The organism is Exiguobacterium sp. Leaf196, from assembly GCF_001423965.1.
In the GTDB taxonomy this organism is placed as follows: Bacteria; Bacillota; Bacilli; order Exiguobacteriales; family Exiguobacteriaceae; genus Exiguobacterium_A.
In genome coordinates this window covers 558888-583173 of sequence record NZ_LMPV01000001.1, presented here as the reverse complement: position 1 = coordinate 583173, position 24286 = coordinate 558888, and the positions used below count along the sequence as shown (strand labels likewise).

Genomic DNA, 24286 nt, shown 5'->3' with positions numbered 1-24286 from the left:
GTCCCCATCTTACTGATGATTTTTCAGTATGATGGGGACTATGTTGTAGTAGAGGAGTGTTTGAAAGTGAAAGCATTACACATCATCGGCATCAGTTTATTGACGATCATCCGGCTCTGGCTCGGAATTCAGTGGTTCATCGCCGGGATCGGCAAGTACATCAATGGCTTTGATGCAAAACCGTTTCTTGAAGGGGCGCTAACGAAAGCAATAGGCGAAGACGCACTTGTCAGTTCGTGGTACACGACGTGGATCGAGCAACTCGCCTTACCAAACGTCGGGCTGATCAACGTCTTGATTCCGTTCGCGGAACTCGTCGTCGGGATCTTGTTGATTCTCAGTCTGTTGACTGTTCCTGCACTGGTCGTCGGGAGCATCATGAATCTCAATTACTTACTTGCTGGAACGATTGCGTTAAACCCGTTGTTCTTAGCAGCCTCAATCGTCTTACTTGCTGCAGGACGCTTTGCGTATCAAATCGGTATTGATCACTGGATCATGCGCTGGTATCGTTCGTCGCAACAACCACATCCCCTCGACCGGATTCCGGTCTAACGAAAAAACTCTCCCAAACGCGGGAGAGTTATTTTTTTTGTTGCTCGAGAATCGTCTGCTGTGTCGGAACCCCGCCGACTGGGACTGTCCGCTCGAGGAACAGATAAGGTTTGCCATCGACTTCAAAGCGACGGTCACCGAGATAACGCGCTGAACGTCCATCCATTGCAAGCTTTTGTTCGATGGCTGCGACATGTTCATCGAGTGAATAAAACCGATCGTCAAACGTCAGCGTGATGTTTTTCTTACGGTACCCCAGTAAGAAGCTGTAGTAGAACCAATACAGAGCACCTGCGAAGATGACAAAAATCAAGAATTGCATGTGAGTTCCCCCCTTGTATAGTCTTTATACGTTGGAAGAAAACAGGAGGTTTCAAATAAGTGAATAAAATTTCTATATTTTACCTCAATCGCATATCGCTTAAAGATAACTCAACCTTCGCATTTTTATTCGAAATGTTTCCTTCATATTCAATATTTGCTGATGTCGGATTGAAGACTAACACTTTATAATCATTGTTTTTCAGCTGATAAGAAAAATAGATGCGTCCATTTTCCAAAATCGAGACTGGGAACCCACCTCCATCCGGGAATCTTTTACGATCAGGAAGTGGAACTTTATGTACTGTATATTTTCCCGATTCCATATCGAACGTATTCCAGCTTAACTGTGTATCATCATTTTCATTTATCGTCACGATTAATTTTCCTTCATTTAAAATTCGAGTGTTAAAATCCTCTCCTTCCAGTTGCTTTAATCGTTTCGTTTTTTTTCCATCTGTCATTAGCAAACGCTGCTGTTCAGTATCGGGGTTATTCTTAGGAAAATACGTTTGAGAATAAAGCAATTGTCCATTATAGAATGATTCAATGTATTCATTCTTCTTTAATTCTTTTGGTAATTGTTGTTTACGTACGCTCTTATTTTTTAAGTCAATGACATATATAAAGCTTCTTTGGGTTTGCTCATCCATCGAATAGCGCTCCACATAAAGTAGATCTTCTGTTCGTTGAAAGGGTGAGTAGGCGTACTTTTTATTATTAACTTCTGAGGGAGTGCTCAATTGTTTTGTCGTCAATTTTTTAGTTTTAAGATCCCAATATTGCAACTCCCAACTACCGTCTTCTCGACCTTTTAATCCGTAAGTCACAGAATCTTGCATGAGAGTATACGTTTCTTCTTGCATGAACTGTTTAAATGACCGTGGCGCTCCATCGTTTAAATAAACACGATCGAGAGACATATTATTTAGATATGATGATTTTGATTCAGAGACTTGTCCATCTTTAATCGAAACAGAGTAGTCTGTAGGTTGACGAACTACATCGATTAAGTTGATTTGTAGATTTTGAAGAGTGCTTTGCTTCGGGCTACCGCTCTTGGTTTCAACTACTAATTCAGGTTTTTCTAAAGTTAAGACGTATCCCACATAAAAAGCTAGTGACGCGACACTGATTAGTATAAAACTTATAAAATATTTATATGATCGCATATTATCCTCCTTAGACCGAGATTTTCCATTTCAAAAGTCGTAAACTTCTCCACAAGGCGTAAATCATATAGACAAAAACAAACCCTATGAATAAAGCATCTTTTTCAGAACTTAGTAATAAATGTGTCTGATCTAAAAAATAGATACAAATGAACGAATACGCTATAAAAATTGTAATTTCAATCGCGATTCGAATCATTCCTTTTACTTTTCGATACGATCGTTCCAACAAAACGAGCAAAAAGATTAAACAGATAACCATTGTAGAAATAAGGATGATGAGAATCATATTAGTTAAATTCGTAGTATAAAATTCTTCCAATGAACTACTGAATATATTCGTATTAGAACTTTTTTGATACTCCGCTTGGATCCACCAATCAAATAAATAAGATCCAACCTTAAGAAAACACCATTGCAAACCAATAAAGCTAATCATAACCAGAAATACAGCAGTTAATTTTGAAAAGAAGATGCTATATCTGCTCCCTGGAAGCATTAATAGTCGATAGATGTATTTTGTTTCCCCAAGCCAATCACGATACCAAATTTGAAATGCGTAAATCACAACAAATACAATTCCTATTAAGGTCATAAATACGAAAAAAGAAGTCGTATCCGCGTAATCTAGCTTTCCGATTTGCTGAAGTGCGTCTGATAATTTTGCACGATTATTCTCCATGAAATTCTTGATTTCTTGCTCATGAAGCATCACTTGTGCAATGACTGATATCAATTCAATCGCCGCCATCACAAGCACGGCAATTACATATAACTTAAAACTCCGTTTAATCTCTTCATTCGTCAATTGTATGTATTGTTTCATCGCTGATAGACCTCCCGCATCCGGTCCTGAACCGACTTCCCGTACAGTTCTCGCATCTCTTCTGTCTCATGTTCATCGATGATTCGACCGTCCTGTAAGAAGACGACCCGGTCGATCAAATGCTCGATTTCCTGAATTTCGTGTGTCGTCATCAGGATACCGCGCCCTTCCATGAAGTGGCTTGAGAATAATCCTGCAATCTGTTCTTTCGTAAACAAATCAATTCCTGCGAACGGTTCGTCGAGTAATAAGTACGGACGATCGAGAGCAAATCCGAGAATTAAGCTGACCTTCGCCTGGTTTCCTTTTGATAAGTCGGTAATCTTATCTGTTGAAAGTAGCTGGAAAATTCGCATCAATTCATTCGCAGTCTCTTGATTCCAATCAGAATAATAATCCGCCATATACGTCAGCGCGTCACCGACCGTCATGTAGCCGGGCATTGTCTGAATATCTGGAACGAAGGCGATCTTATTTCGGTTGATCTCGCCATCGACGAGAATCGTTCCTGCGTTGACTGGAACAAGTCCTGCGATTGCTTTCAGGATCGTCGATTTCCCCTCACCGTTCAAACCGATCAGACATGTCAATTGATCCATCGGAACGGAGAACGAAACGCCTTGAAGGACTGGTTTTTTTCCGTACTTCTTTTGTAAGCCATGAACTTCAAGCATCGATCTTCCTCCGTTCCGTTTCCTGATAGACGGTCTCAACTTTCGAGACGACCTCATCAAGTGGAATTTGAATCGCCTTGACGGCATCGATGAATTCAGAGACTGCTTCTTCAAGCATCTCGGTCCGTACTTTTTGGACGACTTGTGGATCGCGTGTAATCTTACTCGGGACATTCCGTTCTGTCGTAATCAATTGCTGCTCCTCCATCTCTTTATATGCTTTTTGTGCGGTATTCGGATTGATTCCGAGCTGTGCGGCGATTTCGCGGCGGGACGGGATCTCTTGCCCGCTTTGCAATTCCTCGGTCGCGATTCGTTGTTTGAACCAACGGACGACCTGCAGGTACACCGGGCTTCTTTGGTCGAACTGCATCGGTAGACCTCCCTTTCCTGTGTAATGTATTAAAACATTAATACACTTCTCTTCTGTATCATACTCACCATACAGTTTGTCTGTCAAGCTGGTTTGTCTTCTTAATCATGAAAAAGTCACCATCCGATTCTTGGACGGTGACTACGGTCAACTCATTAATAGGGATTTGGATCTTCCTGAGGTGTATCGGGAATCTCGGTTGGTTCTGGGAACGTATCCGGTTCCGGTTGACGGACAGGATCTTCCTGTGGTGTGTCTGGCACCTCGCTCGGTGGTGCTTGCGGAACTTCGTCCGGTTGATGATCCGGTTCACGTTCAGGCACTTCATTCGGATTTTTCTTCATCATGTTTTCCCCCTTAAGACGTGATGTAATCGCCGCCGTTGATATGAATCGTCTGACCCGTGATGTAACTCGAATCACGAGAAGCCAAATAGACATAAGCCGGTGCATTTTCTGACGGTTGTCCCCGACGCTTCATTAATGTGTCTTCCCCATGCGACTCGACTTTCTCCTTCGAAAACGTCGCTGGAATGAGAGGCGTCCAAATCGGTCCCGGTGCGACAGCATTAACGCGGATTCCTTTCTCGATCAAGCTTGAAGCAAGCGAGCGTGTCAATGTCGTAATAGCGCCTTTCGTCGCCGAGTAGTCGATCAGCGACGGTGCTCCGCGATACGCTGTCACCGATGAGGTATTGATGATTGCATCTTCTTTATGCAAATGTGGAAGCGCAGCCTGAATCAAGTAGAACATCGAAAAAACATTCGTTTCGAACGTTTCCTTCAATTGATCTGGTGTGATCGCAAGGAAATCATCTTGCGGGAATTGTTTTCCGGCATTGTTAACGAGAATGTTCAATTGACCGAATTCTGCAATGACGGTATCGATGATCGCTTGCGCATTTTCCGGTTGACTGACATCTTTAGCGATTTTTAAGGCTTTGACCCCGTAGCCTTCAATCAACGATTTCGTCTTTTCTGCGTCTTTTCCCTCATTTAAGTATACGATTGCGACATTTGCCCCTTCTTTCGCATAAGCGACAGCAACGGCTCGACCGATTCCACTGTCTCCACCTGTGATCAGTGCAACCTTACCCGTCAGTTTTCCTGAACCGACATAATCCGGATCATCGTAGATCGGTTCCGGTTTCATGGCGTACTCGACACCGGGTTGTTGTTCCTGCGTCTGCCCTCGTGCTTCTTGATGCATCGCTTCGAACTGCTCTTCTCTCATGAACGATCAGCTCCCTTATCATTGTGGAATGAACTACATGATTAACCATTCCCTTGCGATACATCTATAAACGTTTTTCCGGAAAAGTCAGATGTCATTCGTCAATAGCGTTGGAAAAACATTGGTTTGAAGCATTTTTGATAATCCGCTTGGATACAATGTATATTGATCCAGTTTATCGAATGGAACGAACCGGTACGTCAATTCTTCACCTTCGGGACCGTAAAAGTCTTCCGTTGAAAGTGGTAGTGGTTCTCGACATGTCACTTCATAAAACATCCCCAGTTCATGAAACTGATGGTCTGCGTAATTAAAGAAATTTTCATGCAGGAAACGGAAGACCGGTGGCTCGATTGACTGTCCTAATTCTTCTAATAATTCACGTTCAATCGCTTTGGCACCACTTTCACCAAATTGTACCCGTCCTCCCGGTAATGACCAAAAATCATCTTCTCCTTGCCGATGGATCAAAAGATGTCCATCTTGAATCAACAGCGCCACTGCGCGAATGTTAAGCTTTTTTTGATTTACTGCAAACGTCAAATCCATCTCATTACCTACTCTCATTTTATTAGACTCCCATACTTTCTCATCATTTCCCACGATTGCGTTTTGTCATCAAATTCATCTCGTTGTAACACGGATTCATCTTGATTTTAAGGGATTCTGAGATTGAATATGTATTCAACATTACAAGAATTGTTATTAAAATATATCTAAGCAATCGAATTGAAATACAAACGTCTGACTTTTCAATGCTATACTCTCGTTAGTCAAATGACGACAGCATCATCTACTTCAATTCACCACACTTTACACCACACACATTCTATATACATGTCATTTCCGACAAGATCTCGATTTACATCAAGGAGGAACATTCATGAAAAGAACAATCACGACACTTGCAATGAGCGCGCTCGTTGTTTCAGGTTTTGCAGCTACGGGTACAGTTAAGGTTGACGCAGCTACGAAATCTACGTACAAAGTAAAAATCAAAGCAGACGGACTTCGCGTTCGTACTGGCCCATCTCTTAAATACCGGATCGTCGACGGCGTCAATTCGGGACAGACTTTCAAATACTTGGGTCATCGCGGAAACTGGACCAAAATTCTTCATAAAGGACATAAGCGTTACGTCTACTCAGGTTATGTGAAAAAATATCGCGTTTCTGGTCATACAGCGAAGAAAGCTTCATTCTCGACTTCATCAAATGGCTTCTCGCGTCCGACAAGCGGTCCAGTAACACAAGGTTATGGAAAAACTAGCGGCATCTTCGGCTACACGTTCCATAACGGCGTCGACTTTGGTGCACCAATCGGAACGCCCGTTCATGCAGCAGCGGCAGGTAAAGTTGTCACATCGTCTTACCAAGGAGCATATGGAAACCATGTCATGGTCAAACATAAAGTGCACGGTATTTCGTACACAACGGTATACGCTCACTTAAGCAAACGCTCTGTCTTCGTCGGTCAAACGATCCCGAAAGGCGCAACGATCGGTGCAGTCGGCAGTACAGGAAACTCGACAGGTGCTCATCTTCACTTCGAAATCCATCGCGGTAACTATGTCTATAGCGGTACTTCTGCAGCAAACAGCGTCAATCCACTCGCCTTTTTATAAGCATTTAAGGTACCTCAACCGGGGTACCTTTCTTATTTTTAATGGGCATTTCATCATATCCAATTCCATCCAATCTTGTCAAAGAATTTTATGGATAATTGGATAATGAATAAAATTAAGTCTGTTTAATATAATTTATTGAAATAATATCGAAATGCGAATGTAACATTTAAACATTTTCGTAAATGTTATACTCATCTATGAAATTTACATAACGGTTTAGTCACACAGATTACATATTCAGGAGGAATGAATCATGCATGGTTTTTGGAAAGGTGTTTCAGCGACAGCCATCGCTGTGGCAAGTTTTGCTTCGTTTGCCATACCACGTGCGGATGCAGCAACGACGTTCTATAAGGTGAAAGTCATGGAGGACGGTTTGCGTGCTCGAACGGGTCCTTCGACATCATACGGTACGATCACGAGCTTTGAAAAAGGTGATACATATAAGTATCTCGGACGGACAGGCAACTGGACGAAAATTCTGTACGGTTCAAAAAAAGTCTATGTTTCTTCTACATATGTTAAAAAATATTCTGTAACACGTATCTATAAGATTAAAGTCAATGTCGACAACCTTCGTGTTCGTAGCAGCAGTTCGACGAGCAGTACAGTCGTCGGAAGTGTCGATAAGGGCGAAACGTTCCGCTACCTCGGTCGTACAGGCGATTGGATCAAGTTCTTATACGGTGGAGATAAACGATTCGTCCATGCGGACTATGTCTCGAAATACGCTGTTTTGACACTGACGAATAGCAGTGGCGCATCAAAAGCGTCAACGTCGACATCAAAGAACTTCGCGACGCCAACGAGCGGTCCGATCACGCAAGGTTATGGACCTTCTAGTGGTGCTTATGGTTACACATTCCATAACGGGATCGATTATGGTGCAGCAAAAGGTACACCAGTCTATGCGACAGCAAGCGGTAAAGTCATTACGTCTCAGCTCAAAGGCGCGTACGGCAACTATGTCATGGTTTCACATACGATCAACGGATCGCCGTTCATCAGTCTGTATGCACATATGAATAGCCGCTCGGTCTCGGTCGGTCAAACCGTCACGCAAGGTCAAAAGATCGGAACAGTTGGCGAGACAGGTAACGCTTTCGGAACACATTTACATTTTGAACTCCATAAAGGATCGTACGTCTACAGCGCAACTTCTGCTGGTAGCAGTGTCAATCCACTCGATTATCTGTAAAATGACAATAACCCTCGCCGTCTCGGCAAGGGTTATTTTTTCTTAGTGTTTTCGTTTTGCTTGATACGCTTTTGAATAGCGATCGGCAGCGATGATCGCATCAGCGACTTCGTCCGCCGTGACGTTGAATCCGCTGTGGATCGTCTCACCTTCAGCAGTTGCTGCCTCTCCGACTTTGACGATATCTTCACGTGACGCATCTTTTAGCTTGACGTCCTCGAGTGTCACCGGTAAACCAAGATCCGTGTAAAGCGCGATATAGCGCTCGATTTCTTCTTGTGGATGTTCTTCGAGCGCCAACTGGACAAGTGTACCAAAGGCGACCTTTTCTCCATGCGTCAGGTGGTGAATCTCACCGTCAAGTGCCGTAAAGCCATTATGAATCGCATGCGCCGCTGCTAGTCCCCCACTTTCAAAGCCGAGCCCACTTAAGAGGGTATTCGCTTCGACGACGGCTTCGAGTGCTGGTGTGACGACTTGTGCCTGAACGGATTCATACGCCAGACGCCCGTGCTCGAACAAGACTTCCTCACAACGTTTGGCAATCGCTTGTGCCGCAATTGTCGGTCGTCCTCCCGCCATCGTCTGTCCACCAAAGGCGACGACACTTCGAACTTCGACCCACGTCGCGAGAGCATCGGCAATTCCGGACGCGAAGAAACGTGCTGGCGCTTGGGCAATCAGTTTCGTATCAACGAGAACAAGATCGGGATTCTTCTTATAGAAACGATAGCTTTCGAAAATCCCTTCGTCGGAATAGATGACGGACAGAGCACTCGTCGGTGCATCGGTCGAAGCAAGGGTCGGTACGATGACGACGGACACGTTCAGCTCATCCGAGACGGCTTTTGCTGTGTCGAGCGTCTTTCCACCACCAACTCCCATGACGAAACGAACATCCGCTGCTTTTGCTTGCTCAGCGATTCGTTTTACTTCATGCCGTGAGGCTTCACCACTAAAGTCTGCCTTCTCGATACTGACGTTTTCGCCGGACAGCGAATGCTCGACACGTTCTTTTACGATTTTCCAGACGACATCGTCCGCGATGACGAGCGCTTTTTCACCGAACGGGCTCACATATGTACCGAGCCGGTCAATGACATCCTTTCCTTGGACATACTTCGAGGGACTAATGAAGACACGTTCTGACATGTTTCAACATCCTTTCTGTAAGGGACACGATGGTCAATGATATACAGTAGAGGAATTGCCGTTTCCGCTTATGCTTAAACCCACAATCGAGTGAACAAAAAAAGCGGACTTTGATCATACGATCAAAAATCCGCTTCCCTTTATACATGACAACTTAAGCCACACGTGACGACGATCGTGTCTCCGCTTTTTTCTTACCGACGATCGCTCCGATCACCCCACCGATGATAGCAGGAACGACCCAACCGAGACTGACAGAAGCAAACGGTAATACCGCATCAAACACTTTTGTGACGGCTGAGACGTTGATCTTTGCTGTCTTCAATCCATCAAACAAGCTGACGAGGAACGTCATCCATAGCGCCCCTTGATACACGGCTGGCTTCCCTTTAAAGAGTGGATGCAAGAACGTTAAGAAGATCAGACAGATCGCGAGTGGATAAAGTGTCATCAAGACTGGTTTAGAGACAGCGAGTAATTGATTCAGACCGATGTTCGCAACGAGTGCGCTGAAGACCGATAGACCAATCGTCCATTTGACGTATGAGATTTTTGGGACGAGTGCCGTGAAAAACGCGGCACATGCCGTGATCAAACCAACACTCGTCGTCATACAAGCGACTGTGATCATCAGACCAAGCAAAATCGCCCCATACTCACCGAAGTAATGATCCGACACAGCAGACAAAATCTCTGCGCCGTTCGCGAGCTGTCCGATCTCAGAGACACTTGACGCGCCCATGAAGGCAAGCGCCGTGTATGTGATTGCAAGCAAGGCTGCGGCAATCAACGAGGCTTTCGTACAAATCAGTAGCAACTGCCGCTTCGAAGTGACACCTTTTTCCTTGATCGCTGCGATGATGATGATACCGAAGACAAAGGCACCGAGCGCATCAAGTGTCATATATCCCTCTTGGAAACCATTAAAGAAAGCATTTGTTCGATATGTCTTCAAAGGATTCTGAAAACTTCCGATTGGATGCAGAACGGCAACGATGATCAAGAGACCGATGAACGTGATTTTAATCGGTGTCAGTACTTTCCCGACGACATCGACGATCTTTGTTGGGTTTAAGGACAATAGACAAGCAATCGTGTAAAACAAAATCGTGAAGATCAGTAACGGCAAATGGCTCGTCGATTCACTGAAGAACGGCTTGATTCCGATCTCATACGAGACCGTTCCGGCACGTGGAATTGCGAAGAATGGTCCAATCGCAAGATACAAGATGACCGAGAACCCGATTCCGAAAGCAGGATGAACACGTGACGCCATCGCTTGTAGATCGCGTTCCCCTGAAAACGCGAATGCGAGAATCGCAAGCAATGGTAGACCGACACCAGTGACAAGGAATCCGGCATTGGCAACCCAGACATGCTCCCCTGCGAGCTGTCCGAGCATCGGCGGAAAGATGAGATTTCCTGCCCCAAAGAACAAGGCGAAGAGCATCATGCCGATGACGATGATAAATGATGTTGGAACAGTTTTAGACATAATAAACCCCCACTGATAATTTCCGACTTCATCCGCTCCCTAAGCAGATGAAGTACTTCGTTCGAAAGGATAACATACGTTTAGGAGCTCGTGCTAGGAGTTTATCTGGAGAATATTCTGAAAATTTGACAGAAAGTTTGGTAGAGCTTTAAGTTAAAGAATCTGTCACGTCTTCGCGTCAAAGTATGAAACCGGATTCATAAGTTCATCTGACTTGATGAGAACAGCAAAAACATCAGACATAGGAAGTAATTCTCTCTACGCCTGATGCTTTCAACATTCCTTAGCTAACTTCATATGCTTTAACGATCGTCGCCACCCCTTGACCGCCACCGACGCATAACGTCGCAAGACCATGCGTCTCACCCGTCCGCTCGAGTTCATGGATCAGCGTGACGAGAATCCGCGCACCGCTCGCACCGATCGGATGACCGAGCGCGATCGCACCGCCATTGCGGTTGAGCTTCTCATGCGGGAACTGTAGCTCCGCATCGACCGCGAGAGATTGTGCCGCGAATGCTTCGTTCGCTTCGATGACATCGATCTCCTCAAGCGTCAAACCTGCTTTATTGAGTGCCTTTTGGACCGCTTGGACGGGACCGATTCCCATGATGCTCGGGTCGACACCGGACGTTCCGTTCGCGACGATCTCAACGAGTGGTGTCACGCCGAGTTCTTTCGCCTTCGCCTCTGACATGATGACGAGCGCCGCAGCCCCGTCATTGATGCCAGATGCATTGCCTGCCGTGACCGTTCCGTTCTTCTTAAACGCCGGGCGCAAACGACTGAGCGTTTCGACGGACGTTCCGGCGCGCGGAAACTCATCTTGATCAAAACGGATCGGATCGCCTTTTCGTTGTGGAATCAGCACTGGCGTGATTTCTGAGACGAACCGTTCTTCCGCTAATGCCGTCTGCGCTTTTTGCTGACTCGTCGCGGCGAACTGATCCTGCGCTTCGCGGGAAAGTTCGTAGACGTCTGCTAAATTCTCTGCCGTGATCCCCATATGATAGTCATTAAAGGCACATTCGAGCCCGTCCTGGATGATCGTATCGACGAGTGGTTGGTCACCCATCTTTAGTCCAGACCGTGCGCCCGCGAGGACGTAAGGTGCTTGACTCATGTTCTCCATCCCACCAGCAACGATGACATCGGCTTCGCCCGACTTGATCGCCTGATACGCGAGATGGACGGCTGAGAGACCGGATCCGCAGACCTTATTGACGGTCATCGCTGGACATGTCTCCGGTAACCCGGCAGCGAGGGCTGCCTGCCGAGCTGGATTTTGACCAAGTCCTGCTGAGAGGACGTTACCGAAAAAGACTTCGTCGACGTGATCTCCTGCGACACCAGCTTTTTCAAGTGCCGCGCGAATGACTGTCGCTCCGAGTTCCGTTGCTTTGACGTCCTTCAAACTTCCATTGAAATTCCCGATCGCCGTGCGCGTCGCACTGACGATGACGACTGCTTCACTCATCTGCTCCATCTCCTTATTGAATCGTGTATCCACCATCAAGGACGTTCGCTTGTCCAGTGATGCCTTTTGCTTTGCGGCTCGCAAGGAACAATGCATAATCTGCAATCTCCTCGACAGCAAGCAGACGTTTTTGCGGAACGAGCGGATAGATGACTTCTTCAAGTACCTTCTCAAGCTCGACGTGTCGCGTTTTCGCTAAGTCTTCCATTTGATTACGAACGAGTGGTGTATCGACGTAACCCGGACAAATCGCGTTGACGGTGATCCCGTATTCCGCTCCTTCAAGGGCTGCGACCTTCGTTAGACCAAGCAATCCATGCTTCGCCGAGTTATATGCTGCTTTCCCAGCAAAACCAATCAAACCATTGATCGATGCCATGTTGAGAATACGTCCGTAACCTTGTTCCTTCATGATCGGAAAAGCATGTTTGATGGCCATGAACGGTGCCGTCAACATGATCTTAATCATCAATTCGAACTTCTCTGTCGGAAACTCTTCAATTGGTGAGACGTGTTGAAGACCCGCGTTGTTGATCAAGACGTCAAGTCGACCAAACTGTTCGACCGTCTGCTTCAAGACGGCTTCGACCTGTGCTTCATCAGTAACGTTGAGTGTCATGCCGACCGCCTCATGACCAGCTCCGCGAATCGCTGCCGCAGCTTCCTCTGCTGCTTCCGCGCGGACGTCCGTTACGATGACCTTCGCTCCTGCCGCAGCGAACGCCTTTGAGATTTCTAGACCAATTCCGCTTCCTGCACCTGTGACGAGTACGATATCTCCTTGAACCATCTGCTTCACTCCCCTACCGTCACGCGCTCGAGTTCCGGACTGACCGTGAATCGTGCTTCCGTGACTTGTTTGACGTCTTCAACCGTTTGACCATTCAGCGTCTCGATCAAGACCATCCCGTCCGGCGTGAAATCAAAGACGGCCCGGTCCGTAATCAGACGGTTGACGACGGCGCGTCCTGTCAACGGCAAGGTACACGACTGTTTGACTTTCGATTCGCCGTGTTTGTTGACATGCTCCATGATGATGACGACGCGTTTCGCTCCGTTGACGAGGTCCATCGCTCCGCCCATTCCTTTAACCATCTTGCCCGGAATCATCCAGTTCGCGAGGTCACCGTTCTGATCGACTTCCATCCCACCGAGGATCGCGAGGTCGATGTGCCCACCGCGAATCATCGCGAACGATTCAGCACTGTCGAAGTAAGAAGCTCCGGATTGTGCCGTGACTGTCTCTTTGCCGGCATTGATCTCGTCCGCATCAACTTCATGATCAAGTGGATACGGTCCGATGCCAAGAAGTCCGTTTTCGGATTGCAGCATGACATGCATATCGTCCGGAATCGCATTGGCGATCAATGTCGGAATCCCGATCCCGAGGTTGACGTACATCCCGTCTTCAACTTCCTGAAGCGCGCGTTCAATGATGATCTCTCGTGTCGTTTTCATATCGATCTCCTCCTCAAGCTTCCCGGACAGTCCGGCGTTCGATGCGTTTTTCATAATCCGTTCCAACAACGATGCGCTGGACGTAGACAGCAGGCGTGTGGATCTCGTTCGGATCGAGTTCGCCGACCTCGACGAGTTCTTCGACTTCGACGATCGTTACTTTTCCAGCTGTTGCGACGATCGGGTTAAAGTTGCGTGATGTCTTCCGGAAGACAAGATTCCCGAGACGATCTGCTTTCCATGCTTTGACAATCGCAAAATCGCCGACGATTCCTTCTTCGAGCAGATAGGTCTTCCCGTCGAACTCCTTTTGTTCCTTTCCTTCAGCAATCGGTGTCCCGACGCCTGTTGGTGTATAGAAACCAGGAATACCAGCACCACCGGCACGGATACGTTCCGCTAGCGTACCTTGGGGAACGAGATCGACTTCGATCTCGCCACTGAGGTACTGTTGTTCAAACGTCTTATTTTCCCCGACATACGACGAAATCATCTTCTTGATTTGTCGCGTCTGCAAGAGGAGACCAAGTCCAAAATCATCGACGCCACAATTGTTACTGACGACCGTCAAATCCTTGACGCCTTTCTCTTGTAACGCCGTAATGGATTTTTCCGGGATTCCGCAGAGTCCGAAGCCCCCTACGACTAGCGTCGCCCCGTCAAAAATGTCTGCTGTCGCTTCCGCGAATGATTCGTAAACTTTCCCCTGTTTCATCTGATGATGCCCCCTTTTAAATCATTAATACAAACCAGTTAAGCTATACAATCCGATCATCAAGAAGACTGTTACTGTCTTGAGGATCGTGATCATGAAGATATCCTTATAGGACTGACGGTGCGTCAGTCCTGTGACCGCTAGCAACGTGATGACGGCACCGTTATGCGGTAACGTATCCATTCCGCCGGACGCCATCGAGATGACGCGGTGCATGACTTCTGGCGGTACACCACCTGACGTAATCGCTTGCGTATATTTATCCGACATCGCACTTAACGCGATTCCCATCCCGCCTGATGCGGAACCAGTGACACCGGCAAGCGTCGTCGTCGTGACGGCTCCGTTGACGAGCGGATTCGTAAACGTCTCCGAGATCCCGCTTGAGACGGACTTAAATCCTGGGAGTGCTGCGATGACGCCACCGAAGCCATACTCAGCACCTGTATTCATGACCGCTAAGAGCGCACCACCGATACTGACGTTCAGACCAGCTTGGAAGTTCGTCTTGATCTTTCGGAAGTCATAGAGCATCGCTGCGAGAATTCCGATCAATAACGCCATTTGAACGGACCAGATCGCAAGAACAGCGGGTGTCTCGATCTTTCCGAATGCTTCTAGACCGATTGCTGAAAAATCGAATCCTTCTGGATACCATTTCGGAATCGAGAGTGTAAAGACTTTGTTCATTACGGCAACAAGGACGAGTGGGACAAAGGCAAGGACTTGGCGATAGACTGGTTGACGATCCGTCTCGAGCGTCATTTCTGGTTCGTTCTTTAACTCCATTTGCGGTGCAGTACTTGCCGCTGTCGCTTCGAATCCAGCGTACCCTTCACCCGCTTGATGCGCTTTTTTCTTGCGTGACTCGAGATACCACATGCCGACGACTAAGATGAACAAGCCACCGACTGAACCCATGATCGGCGCAGCATAGATATCTGTTTTGAAGAACGTCGTCGGAATGACGTTCTGAATCTGAGGTGTTCCTGGTAAGGCATCCATCGTGAACGTGAACGCACCAAGGGCAATCGTTCCCGGAATGAGTCGTTTCGGGATGTTTGCTTCGCGGAACAAGTTCGCAGCGAACGGATAGACAGCAAATACGACAACGAATAAGCTGACGCCGCTATATGTAAGAATGGCGCCGAGTAAGACGATGGCAAGGATAGCGCGCTTCGCACCAATCATACGAATGATTGTCTTTGCGATCGACTCCGCGATACCGGACATCTCAACGACTTTTCCGAAAATCGCTCCGAGGAGGAAGACCGGGAAGTATGCTTTGATGAAGCCGACCATCTTTTCCATGAAGATATTCGAGAAGAATGGTAACACCCAGTCAGGGTTCGTCAGTAAGACGGCGAACAAGGCACAGATTGGTGCAAATAGGATGACCGAAAAACCACGATAGGCAACGAACATCAATAAAGATAAGGCAAGAAGAATGATGACGAGTTCCATGAGTAAGATCTCCTTCAAATTTAGTAAGCGCTTTCATACCGCTTCTTCATCATTTAACAATGCAGTGTCGAGGAGGTCAATCAAATTCCCTAAAACCATAAGTACAGCTTATAGAAATCATAAGTTCACATTATAGACACAATTGATGGGAAGAGTTTATTTTTTCGATAAACAGGAGTTAGTCCGTTTATGGCGTATATTTCTTAAATAACGTACTTTTTTCGAAAGGATGGACGATTCATGAAAAGCATCCTTTTTGACGTCTTACATAACGTGACGCTATTAATGGCTGGTTTTTATCTACTTGGAAAATTATCACCGCTTCCGATCACGCGAGAATCTCCACGTCTCACCCGCGTACTGTATGGTCTTGCCCTGAGCATGATCTCCTTACTGCTCATGCAGATGACAATCGAAGCAGCCCCCGGTGTCATGATTGATTTGCGCCATGTTCCGGTCATTGTCGCCGCCTACTTTGGAGGCGTTATTCCAACAACGATCGTGACGGTCGCGATCATTGTTTATCGCTTTAGTCTGGGAACGAACTTGGCTGCATTCACTGCATTTGGTTTCATCGTCGCTGTCGCCCTCGGAACGAGTCTGATTGTTCGTGAAATGCCGCCTTACGCAAAACGGACCTTTACACTCGTGACGCTCTATGCGACGGCTTTGCACGCCCTTGTCTTATGGATCGTCTTACCGAAACAAATCCTCTTACTCGAGGTCATGTCGGTCGTCATTCCCGCTTCTTTCGTTAGCAGTTGGCTCGCCCTTTTGATCATTCGTGATATCCGCCTGACGAAACAGTCGTTACGGGTGCTTCGGCAGAAAGCACAACTCGACTTTTTGACGGGATTGAATAATTCACGTGCTTTTAACGAATACTTCACGGATCTCAAACAACGATTGATCTTGAACAAACAGTCCATCGTGTTGTTGACGATCGATATTGATCATTTTAAACAGATCAACGATACGTATGGACATGAAGCGGGTGACGAAGTGCTACGTCAGTTTGCCAGCCGACTGCGTGATGGCGTCGCAGAGAGCGGGTATTTATCTCGTAACGGCGGTGAAGAGTTCTCCGTCTTGTTTGAAGGCGTTCCGCTCGCTGAAGTGATTCCTTTAGCAGAGCAATTACGTGAACGTATCGCCTGCAGCCCGTTCCGACTAGCGACGACCGATCTGCCACTTACAGCATCATTTGGTTTAGCCGCGTATGATGAGACGACATCTCAAATCGACCATCTCTTACCGGATGCGGATGCCGCGCTTTATCAAGCAAAACAACAAGGACGGAACCAAGTCGTCCTGTTTTCTCCTAATGCAGAATCTGCCGTCAGCTTCCAAGAATAACGATGGACGTCACCTCTAAAATCCGCTACCTTTAAAGTAGAGGCAGGTGATTGATATGAAGTTAACAAAAGGTCCTTATATACTGATCGGTCTTCTCTTAGGACTCGTGTTCGGATTCATTGGTGACAACTTCTATTTGTATGTATCAGCAGGTATTCTCGTCGGAGCACTGCTTGAATTGTATGTTGCATACGAACAACGCAAAAAAAATAAAAAATCATGATGGAGGTACCAGCATGACATTCAGTGATCTATTCCTTTCAACGCTCTCGTATATCGGTGTCGCGACCGTACTCCTTGCCATCGGTGTTGTCCTGTTCGAGGTGACGACGAAATCGAAGGAACTCGAACTCATCCGTAACGGGAAGAAAGCGGCCGTCTATGCCTTCGGTGGACGTATTCTTGGTCTCGCCATCGTCCTCTATTCGAGTATTTCGAACTCTGTCAGCATTCTCGATATGGTGTTGTGGGGTGCACTTGCGATCGTTTTACAAATCGTTTTATTCTATCTCGCGGATTTACTAATCCCACGTTTGAGCATGACGAAAGAGATTGATGCGAACAACGAAGCAGTCGGCTTGCTGCTCCTCTTCTTATCGATTTCGATCGGTTTGATCATTGCTGGGTCGCTTACATATTAAAACGCATGAAAACAGCCCTGGATCATTATATCTAGGGCTGTTTAGATTGTATATCATTTAATCCATATTATAGATTCTAGCTTTATAAGGTCGTAATCTAACTGTGTCATTCGAAACGTTCAAATTTATCCATCCTAAACCCCATCAATATTAATTCCAAACTGAAGTGATTTCTTTTTCAAACATGACGGCCTCTCCTTCTTGAGAACGATCGACCTCATCTTTTATATGATGTACAGGTGCGACGACCTCATTCCAAGCACTCTTCAGATAGTTTGCTTGATCGACGTTCATCGATTCCTTACGATGCATATTGCTTGCAACATATTCAAGCGCCTCAATATAAGTAGTATAGTTCTTCGCTACTTTTTGTAAGGATTTTGATTCTGGATCATTCGACTTGAATTGGAAAGATTTTTCGATGTGGTGCATCGTATCAATCTTCGACCTCAGTTCATTCATGGTCACATTCTTTGTAATGGAATCACCCGTCGAATAAGGTGCAAAGTTAGCCATATCTCGCATCGATCTATCGATGTAGTCTTTTCGATTGACTGAATTGACGGTCTTAGCATCCATCAACTTCTCATGCTCTTTATCTATATAAGGTGTTGTATAAGGGATATATCCTGCTTGATACGAATACAAGCTTCCCCCGATTAATACAATGACTGTCGAATAGAAATATAAATATCGTTTTTTCAAAATACGCTCTCCTTAATGCTATGGAATTTTATGTATCTTACATCCTTCTATTAAGATCTGTAAAAAATGTTCGGGAGCAGTAGACTCCTCATAACATCATTCCTTTCTTTCAAATTGCTAATTTTTCAATCCTTCATCGACTTTTGATCCACGATAAGAAATTTAGAAACTATTACAAAAAGTGGATACGTTAATACAATGGTGATTAAAATGAAGCCTAAACCAGGGCTTGGCATGTCTCCCTCATTCGTGACTGGAATAATCCTACTTATGAGATATGTGAATAAAACAAAATAGACGAACCAGGAAAGACAGATGATTCGTTCAAATGACTTATGTAGAGTGGACTTGAAGGTGATCCGTCTAATTAAAAATGGAATACTGGTTAGAGTGATGCATCCGATCATGATATTCAGAGTCCAAAACATACTTGAAGACATATCAGTAAGTCTTATGATTCGATTGATATTTAGCATGAATTGTAATGGAACAAATAAAGCGATGGCATATAAAAAGCTAGCTATGTTGATGTTTAAAAAGGTTTTCATTCAATGAATCTCCTTTCGAAAACAATGTTTTTCCTTGAATCATGATTGATACAATCCACATCTTACCAGACCGCGCTTTAGGAAAAGAGATTTTGAGTGCTGTTTTTCACTTTTTTTAATATTTAAAGTAAGATAGTTCTCTTTTAAATCGCGGTCAAGACTCTTCCTTTGTACGTCTAATAAATGACTCCCTTCCAATGTGTCGTTCAATAAACTAGAATCCTTAGATGTCTATGGGATGAAAATGATATATTAATTAAAGACTGCATCTTATATCGTTGTACCTAAAGTGTTGTCAAACATTCAATTTTGTTAATTATCGATGAAATCTAACTAAGGGAGACAGTATGAACGAAATACTAATGTATACCAATCTTGCTATTGCAAGTCTTACGATCCTTATTTCCTTTACAAAAAAAGTAGAGCAACCAAATTTTCGAGTACTAGTAATTGGTGTCAATTTATCTATTGTTATAGTAAGTATCGTGCTTTTTATACTTAAAGATAGTGCCACATATAGCACGTTTGTAAAAACACTCTCGATTAGTATCTATATGATATTATTTGTAACCTATGACATCGCAACTAATCGACTTAGAAACATATTAATCTGGTCTTTCCTAGTATGTGCGACTGTACTCATCTCTGGGCTTTTATTAGAATAAAATAATAGCGTTAAAATGACCTGATGTAGCAATCAGGTCATTTTAACGCTATTGAGATGAATGTTTCGAGTAAGGAACGAATTCAATCTGCACAGTACATGATAAGCTTTTCAAACATCGTTGTAATGAATAGATACGTAAAATGATTTTACGGAGTAATCATCACCATAACGAAAAAACATACAACAGCCGCTAAAATAGCACCTGTTATCATTTTGAAAACAAATGCCCAGTAAGATAAGGATTGTCTGTTATACCGATCCAACTGCCGGATAGGTAAATTAAGTACGAGCAGAATAACTCCAAATGTTAAAATCATAAAAATATTTGTGTTGAGTTCATAGCGACCAATTAGCATTGTCGTGATAAACAGTATAAAACAAGCAATATAACACCGTATTAATAGTCCTTTATTCACATATCCACCTCACGGTTCAGCATGATTGTTTCCACTTTCATATTATTGGATTACTATTAATGACTCCTACAAATTTGCCTACAATCCATGAGAACACGGTTTATAACCCATTCTGAATGACGTACATGATAAGTGTGCCACAAATCATACCTACAATTGCTAATAATACTTTTTTCATCATTCTTCCTCCCAGCAACTTCTGTATTCTGTGCTGTAGCGACTATTAATCTCTTAATGTTCTCTTTTGGTAAATCATGAAGACTAAAGCACTGGATAATATACCAGCCATCAAAATAACGATCAGATTAATGGATAGCGAAGAGAAAGAGGCACCATCCTCAACCTTTTTAGCTAGCTCCAATAGTTGTAAGTTTGGCAAATAATCGACAATCGAAAGTAACGGATATTTATCAGAAACCTGCTGAAGCAACGTTCCGAATCCGAATAAAAACATGACAGGTAATACAGCGACAGAAGCTTCCATCACAGAGGAAGTCATCAATCCTAGAAGCGTTCCTAAAGCAAGGTAGAACAAGCATGAGACGAGAAGTCCAATTATTATGATGAAAAGATGTGACGGAGCATAACCCGTAATGACGGCACTGATGACTATAGTGAAGAGTGTGATCAGAGCAGTCAATATACTTTTGCCACCTAGAATCTCTAGAGTGGAGGCAGGTGACAACATCAAACTACGCAACGTGTTCTTCTCTTTCTCTTCTGCGATCAATGTACATTGAACGAATGCTGCTACTGAAGAGAATGTCAAATTGATGACGGTGTAGTGAATTTCTAACGTCACTTCGCCAATATTCTTATAGACAATTGCCATCAAGATAGGAACCAAAAGTGTCGTACCGACAAATACGTTTCGTGACACGTCTTTTACATCCTTCTGAAAAATGGCCATTGTACGATTGATTGAAAAGATCATCTGAGTTCACTCCCTGTTACTTTTACGAACACATCCTCTAAAGTAGGTTCGTTAGAATGGATAGATACAACCTGATTAGTACGTAACATTTCATAGATATGACGAGCATCTTTCTCATTCGATTCGAAAACGTGTTCTAGGCCGTCTAATGATTCGAGTGTCAACGTCTGATCAGCAAAACGCTGTTTGATCGATTTTGGTGATCCTAGCAATTGGATATGACCACGATTTAGGAAGGCGACACGATCGCAAAGGGTGTCCGCTTCTACCATATCGTGAGTCGTTAAGAAAATCGTCGCACCGTCTCGATTCATATCTTTAAGGGCAGCGTAGATGGCTTGAGTGTTGACAGGATCTAATGCAGAAGTAGGTTCATCTAAAAATAAGATTTCGGGTTGATGTAAAAAAGTTCGAGCGAGCAGGACCCGTTGTTTCATCCCTTTCGACAGTAAGGCAACTTTCTTATTCTGCTCATTACCTAAGTTGACTAACTCCAGTGCACGATGAATACGGTTTTCAGAGACAGAAAAAATTTTGCAAAATAACTTTAAATTGTCTTTTACCGTCAAGCGATCGTAGAGACCACTATTGTCTGTCATGATACCTACTTTCTGAAAGGTGTTCTTTTGTTTGAGTTTTTCAGAGGGAATTCCAAGTAGACTGGTTGAACCCGTGGATGGTTTCATTTGACCAGTCAATATTTTAATCATGGTAGTTTTACCAGAGCCACTGGGACCAAGTAGCCCGAAAATTTCTTTTTGCTTGATATAGAAACTTAAATCGTCAAGAGCCGTCTTATCTGAAAAGTGTTTCGTCAATGATTCAATTTCGATTACCTTTTCCATAGTATAGTTCTCCTCTCGTTTTCTAACCTTAGAATAGTAGAGAGCGCTATACATCGCACTATTTTAACGATGAATGGAGTTAATAAGCTTATGAAAAGAGTAATTAGCTTGCTAGAAGATCGTCACTTAATGCCGAGCATTTCTTTAAGAATGTGTATTTTATTCTTAGATAAGGGCACTTCAGTACGATCGTCGAGAACCAGACTAAAACTGTTCCGTGTCCACGTGACAATCTCGCGTACTTTCTTCAGATTTACAAGATAGGAACGGTGACATCGGAAAAAATGCCGGTCCTGAAGAGTCGTTTCATACTCATTCATTGTATATAGACCGGGCAACATCGTATCCGCTACATGAATTTGAACATTTCCCGATGCGCTCTCGAAAAATTTGACCTCATCTATATCTAGTAAAATAAGATTACGTTCAAGTTTAGCAACAACCTTGTTCAGTTCGAGAGGCGAAAAGGGAGCGGATTTTTCAAGTCCATTGATCTCTTCATCATTTTCTGAGATTGCTTTCTCTTCTTCTTCCTCAATTTCTGTATTGATGCGTGTAAGCCCAACACTACTTAATACATAAGATTCTTCGGATAAAGTAATTGCACTCTCCGTACTTCCTGTAAGTATTAAGAGACATTTTTCTTCCTGTAGCAACAATTCGATAACTTTAAATAGAATGTTCTTGGTATATTGATCAATGTTTTGATCCGGCTCATCGAAAACGACCACCGGTGTATCTTGTAAAATAAGAATTGCGAGTTGCAGACGTTTCTTTTGAGAACGATCTAGTTTATTTGTTCTTTTCTTTGCTATCTCGATTAATTGTGTAACTTCGAGTGTGTCTGAAATCGCTTTTGAGCTGTTATACAATTTTTTATAAAAAGCAAGATGGTCTAAGATGGTTAATCTATCGTATGTATATGGATGCTCATAATAGAAACTGATTGACGAACGATATTGTACAGTATTTCCTGGGTGATGATTGTTTACATGAACATGTTTACTTGCACTGCGGATACGACCTTCAAGTATCTTTATGAGTAGCTGACGATGGGTAATATTAGAACTAATCGCCAATGACTTTCCTGGAGAAACAGAAAACGTGAGTTTTTCGAGTACTGTCGTTTTATCTTTCTGGTCTATGTAATTAAGTTCGTTAATAAATAAAGTCACGCTAGTCCCCCCCTCTGGGATGAATTCCCCCTTGAAAATATACATCCACCTTATCATAAAAATTACATAATTTAGGATTATAAAATAGAGGATACTAGAACAATAACTAAATATAATGTGTTACAGCTATCTATGATTTATTACTGTAGACGTTAATAAAAACAGCTTAGGTCCGTTTAAATAACGAACTTAAGCCGTTTAAAGAATCCTTTAAATACTTTTTCAACTAACAGAAAAAAACACTTTCGCTGCTTTTACTATTTTTCAAGCTCTTCTAGCTCCACCCGCGAACGCGGGAACCCATTCGCTTGCCACTCAGCTCGATAGATGGAATCGAGTTTCGTCAATCCGACCTCATCCGGGTCCTTCGTAGCATCCGGACTCGGATCCTGATCGAGATGCGCTAAATATTCACGTAGTGCATCTGTTTGTGTGCCCTGTTCCCGCTTCCTTAACAAAAGTAGACTCGTTCCGGCAATGATGCCAGCTCCAAATAAATACCGTTTTTTCAAGCCCATACGGTTTCCTTCTTTCTTTTCTTAAACCAACCCACCACCGTCACGCAGGCGAGGATGCGCGATGCGTTTGACCTTTCCCTCTTCGACCGTCAGGACATGATCGGGTTGTCGCTCGAAGTAACCGGTCTCAAGCACTCCAGACCAGCTCTTCACTTCTTTTGCGAATAATCGAACGTCCGAAATGGCTGATACATCAACGTCAAGAATCACGTGACCTCCATCTGTAACGAAGGGACGATCATCTTTCACGCGTAGTGTTGCTGATACATGCTTATCACGTAGACGTTGCCGCACGTAAGGTAAGGCAAACGAATCCAGTTCGACAGGTAACGGTCCACTTAAATGATGGACGAACTTCGAGGAATCGGTCAGATAGAGCAATTCGCGACTCATCAGAGCGACAATTTTTTCACGAAATAGTGCACCGCCACCGCCTTTAATGGTTTGAAACTGACCATCGATTTGATCAATTCCGTCAACTGTCACATCGATTTCCATTCCCTCTTCCAGATCAATCAATGGGATTTGTAACTGATCAGCGAGCTTTACCGTCGCAAGCGACGTCGCCACGCCACGAATCTGTAATCCAGCCTGTACGAGTGGACCAAGCGCCTTGATAAACCGTTCCGTCGTCGAACCCGTCCCAAGACCCACTATCATTCCATCCTTGACGTAAGTTAGTGCTGCCTCAGCGACTAATTGTTTCTCCTGTTCATACATCCGCATCCCTCCCTACTTTTC

Annotated in this window: 27 protein-coding genes; 6 read left to right on the top strand and 21 right to left on the bottom strand. The window is 44.4% G+C overall.

What is annotated here, in order from left to right; genetic code table 11:
- Positions 1-66: 66 nt before the first annotated feature.
- The gene (locus tag ASG02_RS03000; protein WP_056060661.1) at positions 67-555 is read left to right on the top strand and encodes a DoxX family protein; all 489 of its coding nucleotides are present in this window, start codon (positions 67-69) and stop codon (positions 553-555) included.
- 28 nt (positions 556-583) lie between these two features.
- Here ASG02_RS03000 and ASG02_RS02995 read toward each other — a convergent pair whose 3' ends face one another.
- The 8 genes from ASG02_RS02995 to ASG02_RS02960 all read right to left on the bottom strand — a co-directional run bounded on the left by ASG02_RS02995 (position 584) and on the right by ASG02_RS02960 (position 5721).
- Entirely contained in the window at positions 584-877 is a 294-nt protein-coding gene (locus ASG02_RS02995) for a hypothetical protein (RefSeq protein WP_056060657.1), read from the bottom strand.
- A gap of 79 nt (positions 878-956) precedes the next feature.
- Entirely contained in the window at positions 957-2048 is a 1092-nt protein-coding gene (locus tag ASG02_RS02990; protein WP_056060654.1) for a hypothetical protein, read from the bottom strand.
- A 10-nt stretch (positions 2049-2058) separates the two neighbouring features.
- Positions 2059-2874, bottom strand: coding sequence for a hypothetical protein (locus ASG02_RS02985; protein WP_056060651.1), 816 nt, complete (start codon positions 2872-2874; stop codon positions 2059-2061).
- On the bottom strand, positions 2871-3548 hold the full coding sequence (locus tag ASG02_RS02980) for an ABC transporter ATP-binding protein (RefSeq protein ID WP_056060648.1): 678 nt from the start codon (positions 3546-3548) through the stop codon (positions 2871-2873). The genes ASG02_RS02985 and ASG02_RS02980 overlap by 4 nt, the downstream gene beginning before the upstream one ends.
- Positions 3541-3921 carry a GntR family transcriptional regulator gene (locus ASG02_RS02975; protein ID WP_056060644.1) on the bottom strand — a complete coding sequence of 127 codons (381 nt, stop codon included), beginning with the start codon at positions 3919-3921 and terminating at the stop codon, positions 3541-3543. Before ASG02_RS02975 ends, ASG02_RS02980 begins: the two co-directional genes overlap by 8 nt.
- Positions 3922-4076: 155 nt before the next feature.
- Positions 4077-4268, bottom strand: a complete 192-nt coding sequence (locus tag ASG02_RS02970) for a hypothetical protein (RefSeq protein ID WP_231496870.1) — start codon at positions 4266-4268, stop codon at positions 4077-4079.
- A 10-nt stretch (positions 4269-4278) separates the two neighbouring features.
- Complete coding sequence (locus tag ASG02_RS02965) at positions 4279-5154, bottom strand: SDR family oxidoreductase (protein ID WP_035408573.1); 876 nt, start codon at positions 5152-5154, stop codon at positions 4279-4281.
- A gap of 87 nt (positions 5155-5241) precedes the next feature.
- Complete coding sequence (locus ASG02_RS02960; RefSeq protein ID WP_056060641.1) at positions 5242-5721, bottom strand: NUDIX hydrolase; 480 nt, start codon at positions 5719-5721, stop codon at positions 5242-5244.
- 316 nt (positions 5722-6037) lie between these two features.
- On the opposite strand from ASG02_RS02960, the gene ASG02_RS02955 reads away from it, so the two are divergent.
- Together ASG02_RS02955 and ASG02_RS02950 are read left to right on the top strand one after the other, a co-directional pair.
- On the top strand, positions 6038-6778 hold the full coding sequence (locus tag ASG02_RS02955) for a peptidoglycan DD-metalloendopeptidase family protein (RefSeq protein ID WP_056060638.1): 741 nt from the start codon (positions 6038-6040) through the stop codon (positions 6776-6778).
- A 256-nt stretch (positions 6779-7034) separates the two neighbouring features.
- Positions 7035-7979, top strand: a complete 945-nt coding sequence (locus ASG02_RS02950) for a peptidoglycan DD-metalloendopeptidase family protein (protein ID WP_035408580.1) — start codon at positions 7035-7037, stop codon at positions 7977-7979.
- A 42-nt stretch (positions 7980-8021) separates the two neighbouring features.
- Here ASG02_RS02950 and ASG02_RS02945 read toward each other — a convergent pair whose 3' ends face one another.
- The 7 genes from ASG02_RS02945 to ASG02_RS02915 all read right to left on the bottom strand — a co-directional run bounded on the left by ASG02_RS02945 (position 8022) and on the right by ASG02_RS02915 (position 15509).
- Positions 8022-9131 carry a glycerol dehydrogenase gene (locus ASG02_RS02945; protein WP_035408583.1) on the bottom strand — a complete coding sequence of 370 codons (1110 nt, stop codon included), beginning with the start codon at positions 9129-9131 and terminating at the stop codon, positions 8022-8024.
- Between the two features lie 154 nt (positions 9132-9285).
- Positions 9286-10626, bottom strand: coding sequence for a branched-chain amino acid transport system II carrier protein (gene brnQ, locus ASG02_RS02940; protein WP_035408585.1), 1341 nt, complete (start codon positions 10624-10626; stop codon positions 9286-9288).
- 283 nt (positions 10627-10909) lie between these two features.
- Complete coding sequence (locus ASG02_RS02935) at positions 10910-12103, bottom strand: acetyl-CoA C-acetyltransferase (RefSeq protein ID WP_056060635.1); 1194 nt, start codon at positions 12101-12103, stop codon at positions 10910-10912.
- A gap of 13 nt (positions 12104-12116) precedes the next feature.
- The gene (locus ASG02_RS02930; protein ID WP_056060632.1) at positions 12117-12893 is read right to left on the bottom strand and encodes a 3-hydroxybutyrate dehydrogenase; all 777 of its coding nucleotides are present in this window, start codon (positions 12891-12893) and stop codon (positions 12117-12119) included.
- A 5-nt stretch (positions 12894-12898) separates the two neighbouring features.
- Entirely contained in the window at positions 12899-13561 is a 663-nt protein-coding gene (locus tag ASG02_RS02925) for a 3-oxoacid CoA-transferase subunit B (protein WP_056060629.1), read from the bottom strand.
- A gap of 13 nt (positions 13562-13574) precedes the next feature.
- Positions 13575-14276: a CoA transferase subunit A gene (locus ASG02_RS02920; RefSeq protein ID WP_056060627.1), complete on the bottom strand. Its 702-nt coding sequence runs from the start codon at positions 14274-14276 to the stop codon at positions 13575-13577.
- Between the two features lie 24 nt (positions 14277-14300).
- Positions 14301-15509 (bottom strand): GntP family permease, encoded by a 1209-nt coding sequence (locus tag ASG02_RS02915; protein WP_369814198.1) that lies wholly within the window; start codon positions 15507-15509, stop codon positions 14301-14303.
- Between the two features lie 471 nt (positions 15510-15980).
- Here ASG02_RS02915 and ASG02_RS02910 point away from each other — a divergent pair, with 471 nt between their 5' ends.
- The 3 genes from ASG02_RS02910 to ASG02_RS02905 are packed head-to-tail and all read left to right on the top strand — an operon-like array spanning position 15981 to position 17737.
- Entirely contained in the window at positions 15981-17096 is a 1116-nt protein-coding gene (locus tag ASG02_RS02910) for a diguanylate cyclase (protein ID WP_056060621.1), read from the top strand.
- A gap of 55 nt (positions 17097-17151) precedes the next feature.
- A complete protein-coding gene (locus tag ASG02_RS15680; protein WP_197026221.1) occupies positions 17152-17319 on the top strand; it encodes a hypothetical protein in 168 nt (55 codons plus the stop codon).
- A 13-nt stretch (positions 17320-17332) separates the two neighbouring features.
- Positions 17333-17737, top strand: a complete 405-nt coding sequence (locus ASG02_RS02905; protein ID WP_023467822.1) for a DUF350 domain-containing protein — start codon at positions 17333-17335, stop codon at positions 17735-17737.
- A 150-nt stretch (positions 17738-17887) separates the two neighbouring features.
- On the opposite strand, the gene ASG02_RS02900 is transcribed toward ASG02_RS02905, so the two are convergent.
- The 6 genes from ASG02_RS02900 to rpiA all read right to left on the bottom strand — a co-directional run bounded on the left by ASG02_RS02900 (position 17888) and on the right by rpiA (position 24265).
- Complete coding sequence (locus tag ASG02_RS02900; RefSeq protein ID WP_035408597.1) at positions 17888-18442, bottom strand: hypothetical protein; 555 nt, start codon at positions 18440-18442, stop codon at positions 17888-17890.
- 1854 nt (positions 18443-20296) lie between these two features.
- Positions 20297-21007: an ABC transporter permease gene (locus ASG02_RS02885; protein ID WP_056060618.1), complete on the bottom strand. Its 711-nt coding sequence runs from the start codon at positions 21005-21007 to the stop codon at positions 20297-20299.
- The gene (locus ASG02_RS02880; protein ID WP_056060615.1) at positions 21004-21852 is read right to left on the bottom strand and encodes an ABC transporter ATP-binding protein; all 849 of its coding nucleotides are present in this window, start codon (positions 21850-21852) and stop codon (positions 21004-21006) included. The genes ASG02_RS02885 and ASG02_RS02880 overlap by 4 nt, the downstream gene beginning before the upstream one ends.
- Before the next feature lie 122 nt (positions 21853-21974).
- Positions 21975-23027, bottom strand: coding sequence for a LytTR family transcriptional regulator DNA-binding domain-containing protein (locus tag ASG02_RS02875; RefSeq protein WP_162236126.1), 1053 nt, complete (start codon positions 23025-23027; stop codon positions 21975-21977).
- A gap of 257 nt (positions 23028-23284) precedes the next feature.
- A complete protein-coding gene (locus tag ASG02_RS02870) occupies positions 23285-23545 on the bottom strand; it encodes a hypothetical protein (RefSeq protein ID WP_035408609.1) in 261 nt (86 codons plus the stop codon).
- 21 nt (positions 23546-23566) lie between these two features.
- Positions 23567-24265, bottom strand: coding sequence for a ribose-5-phosphate isomerase RpiA (gene rpiA, locus ASG02_RS02865; protein ID WP_035408611.1), 699 nt, complete (start codon positions 24263-24265; stop codon positions 23567-23569).
- Between the last annotated feature and the right edge of the window lie 21 nt (positions 24266-24286).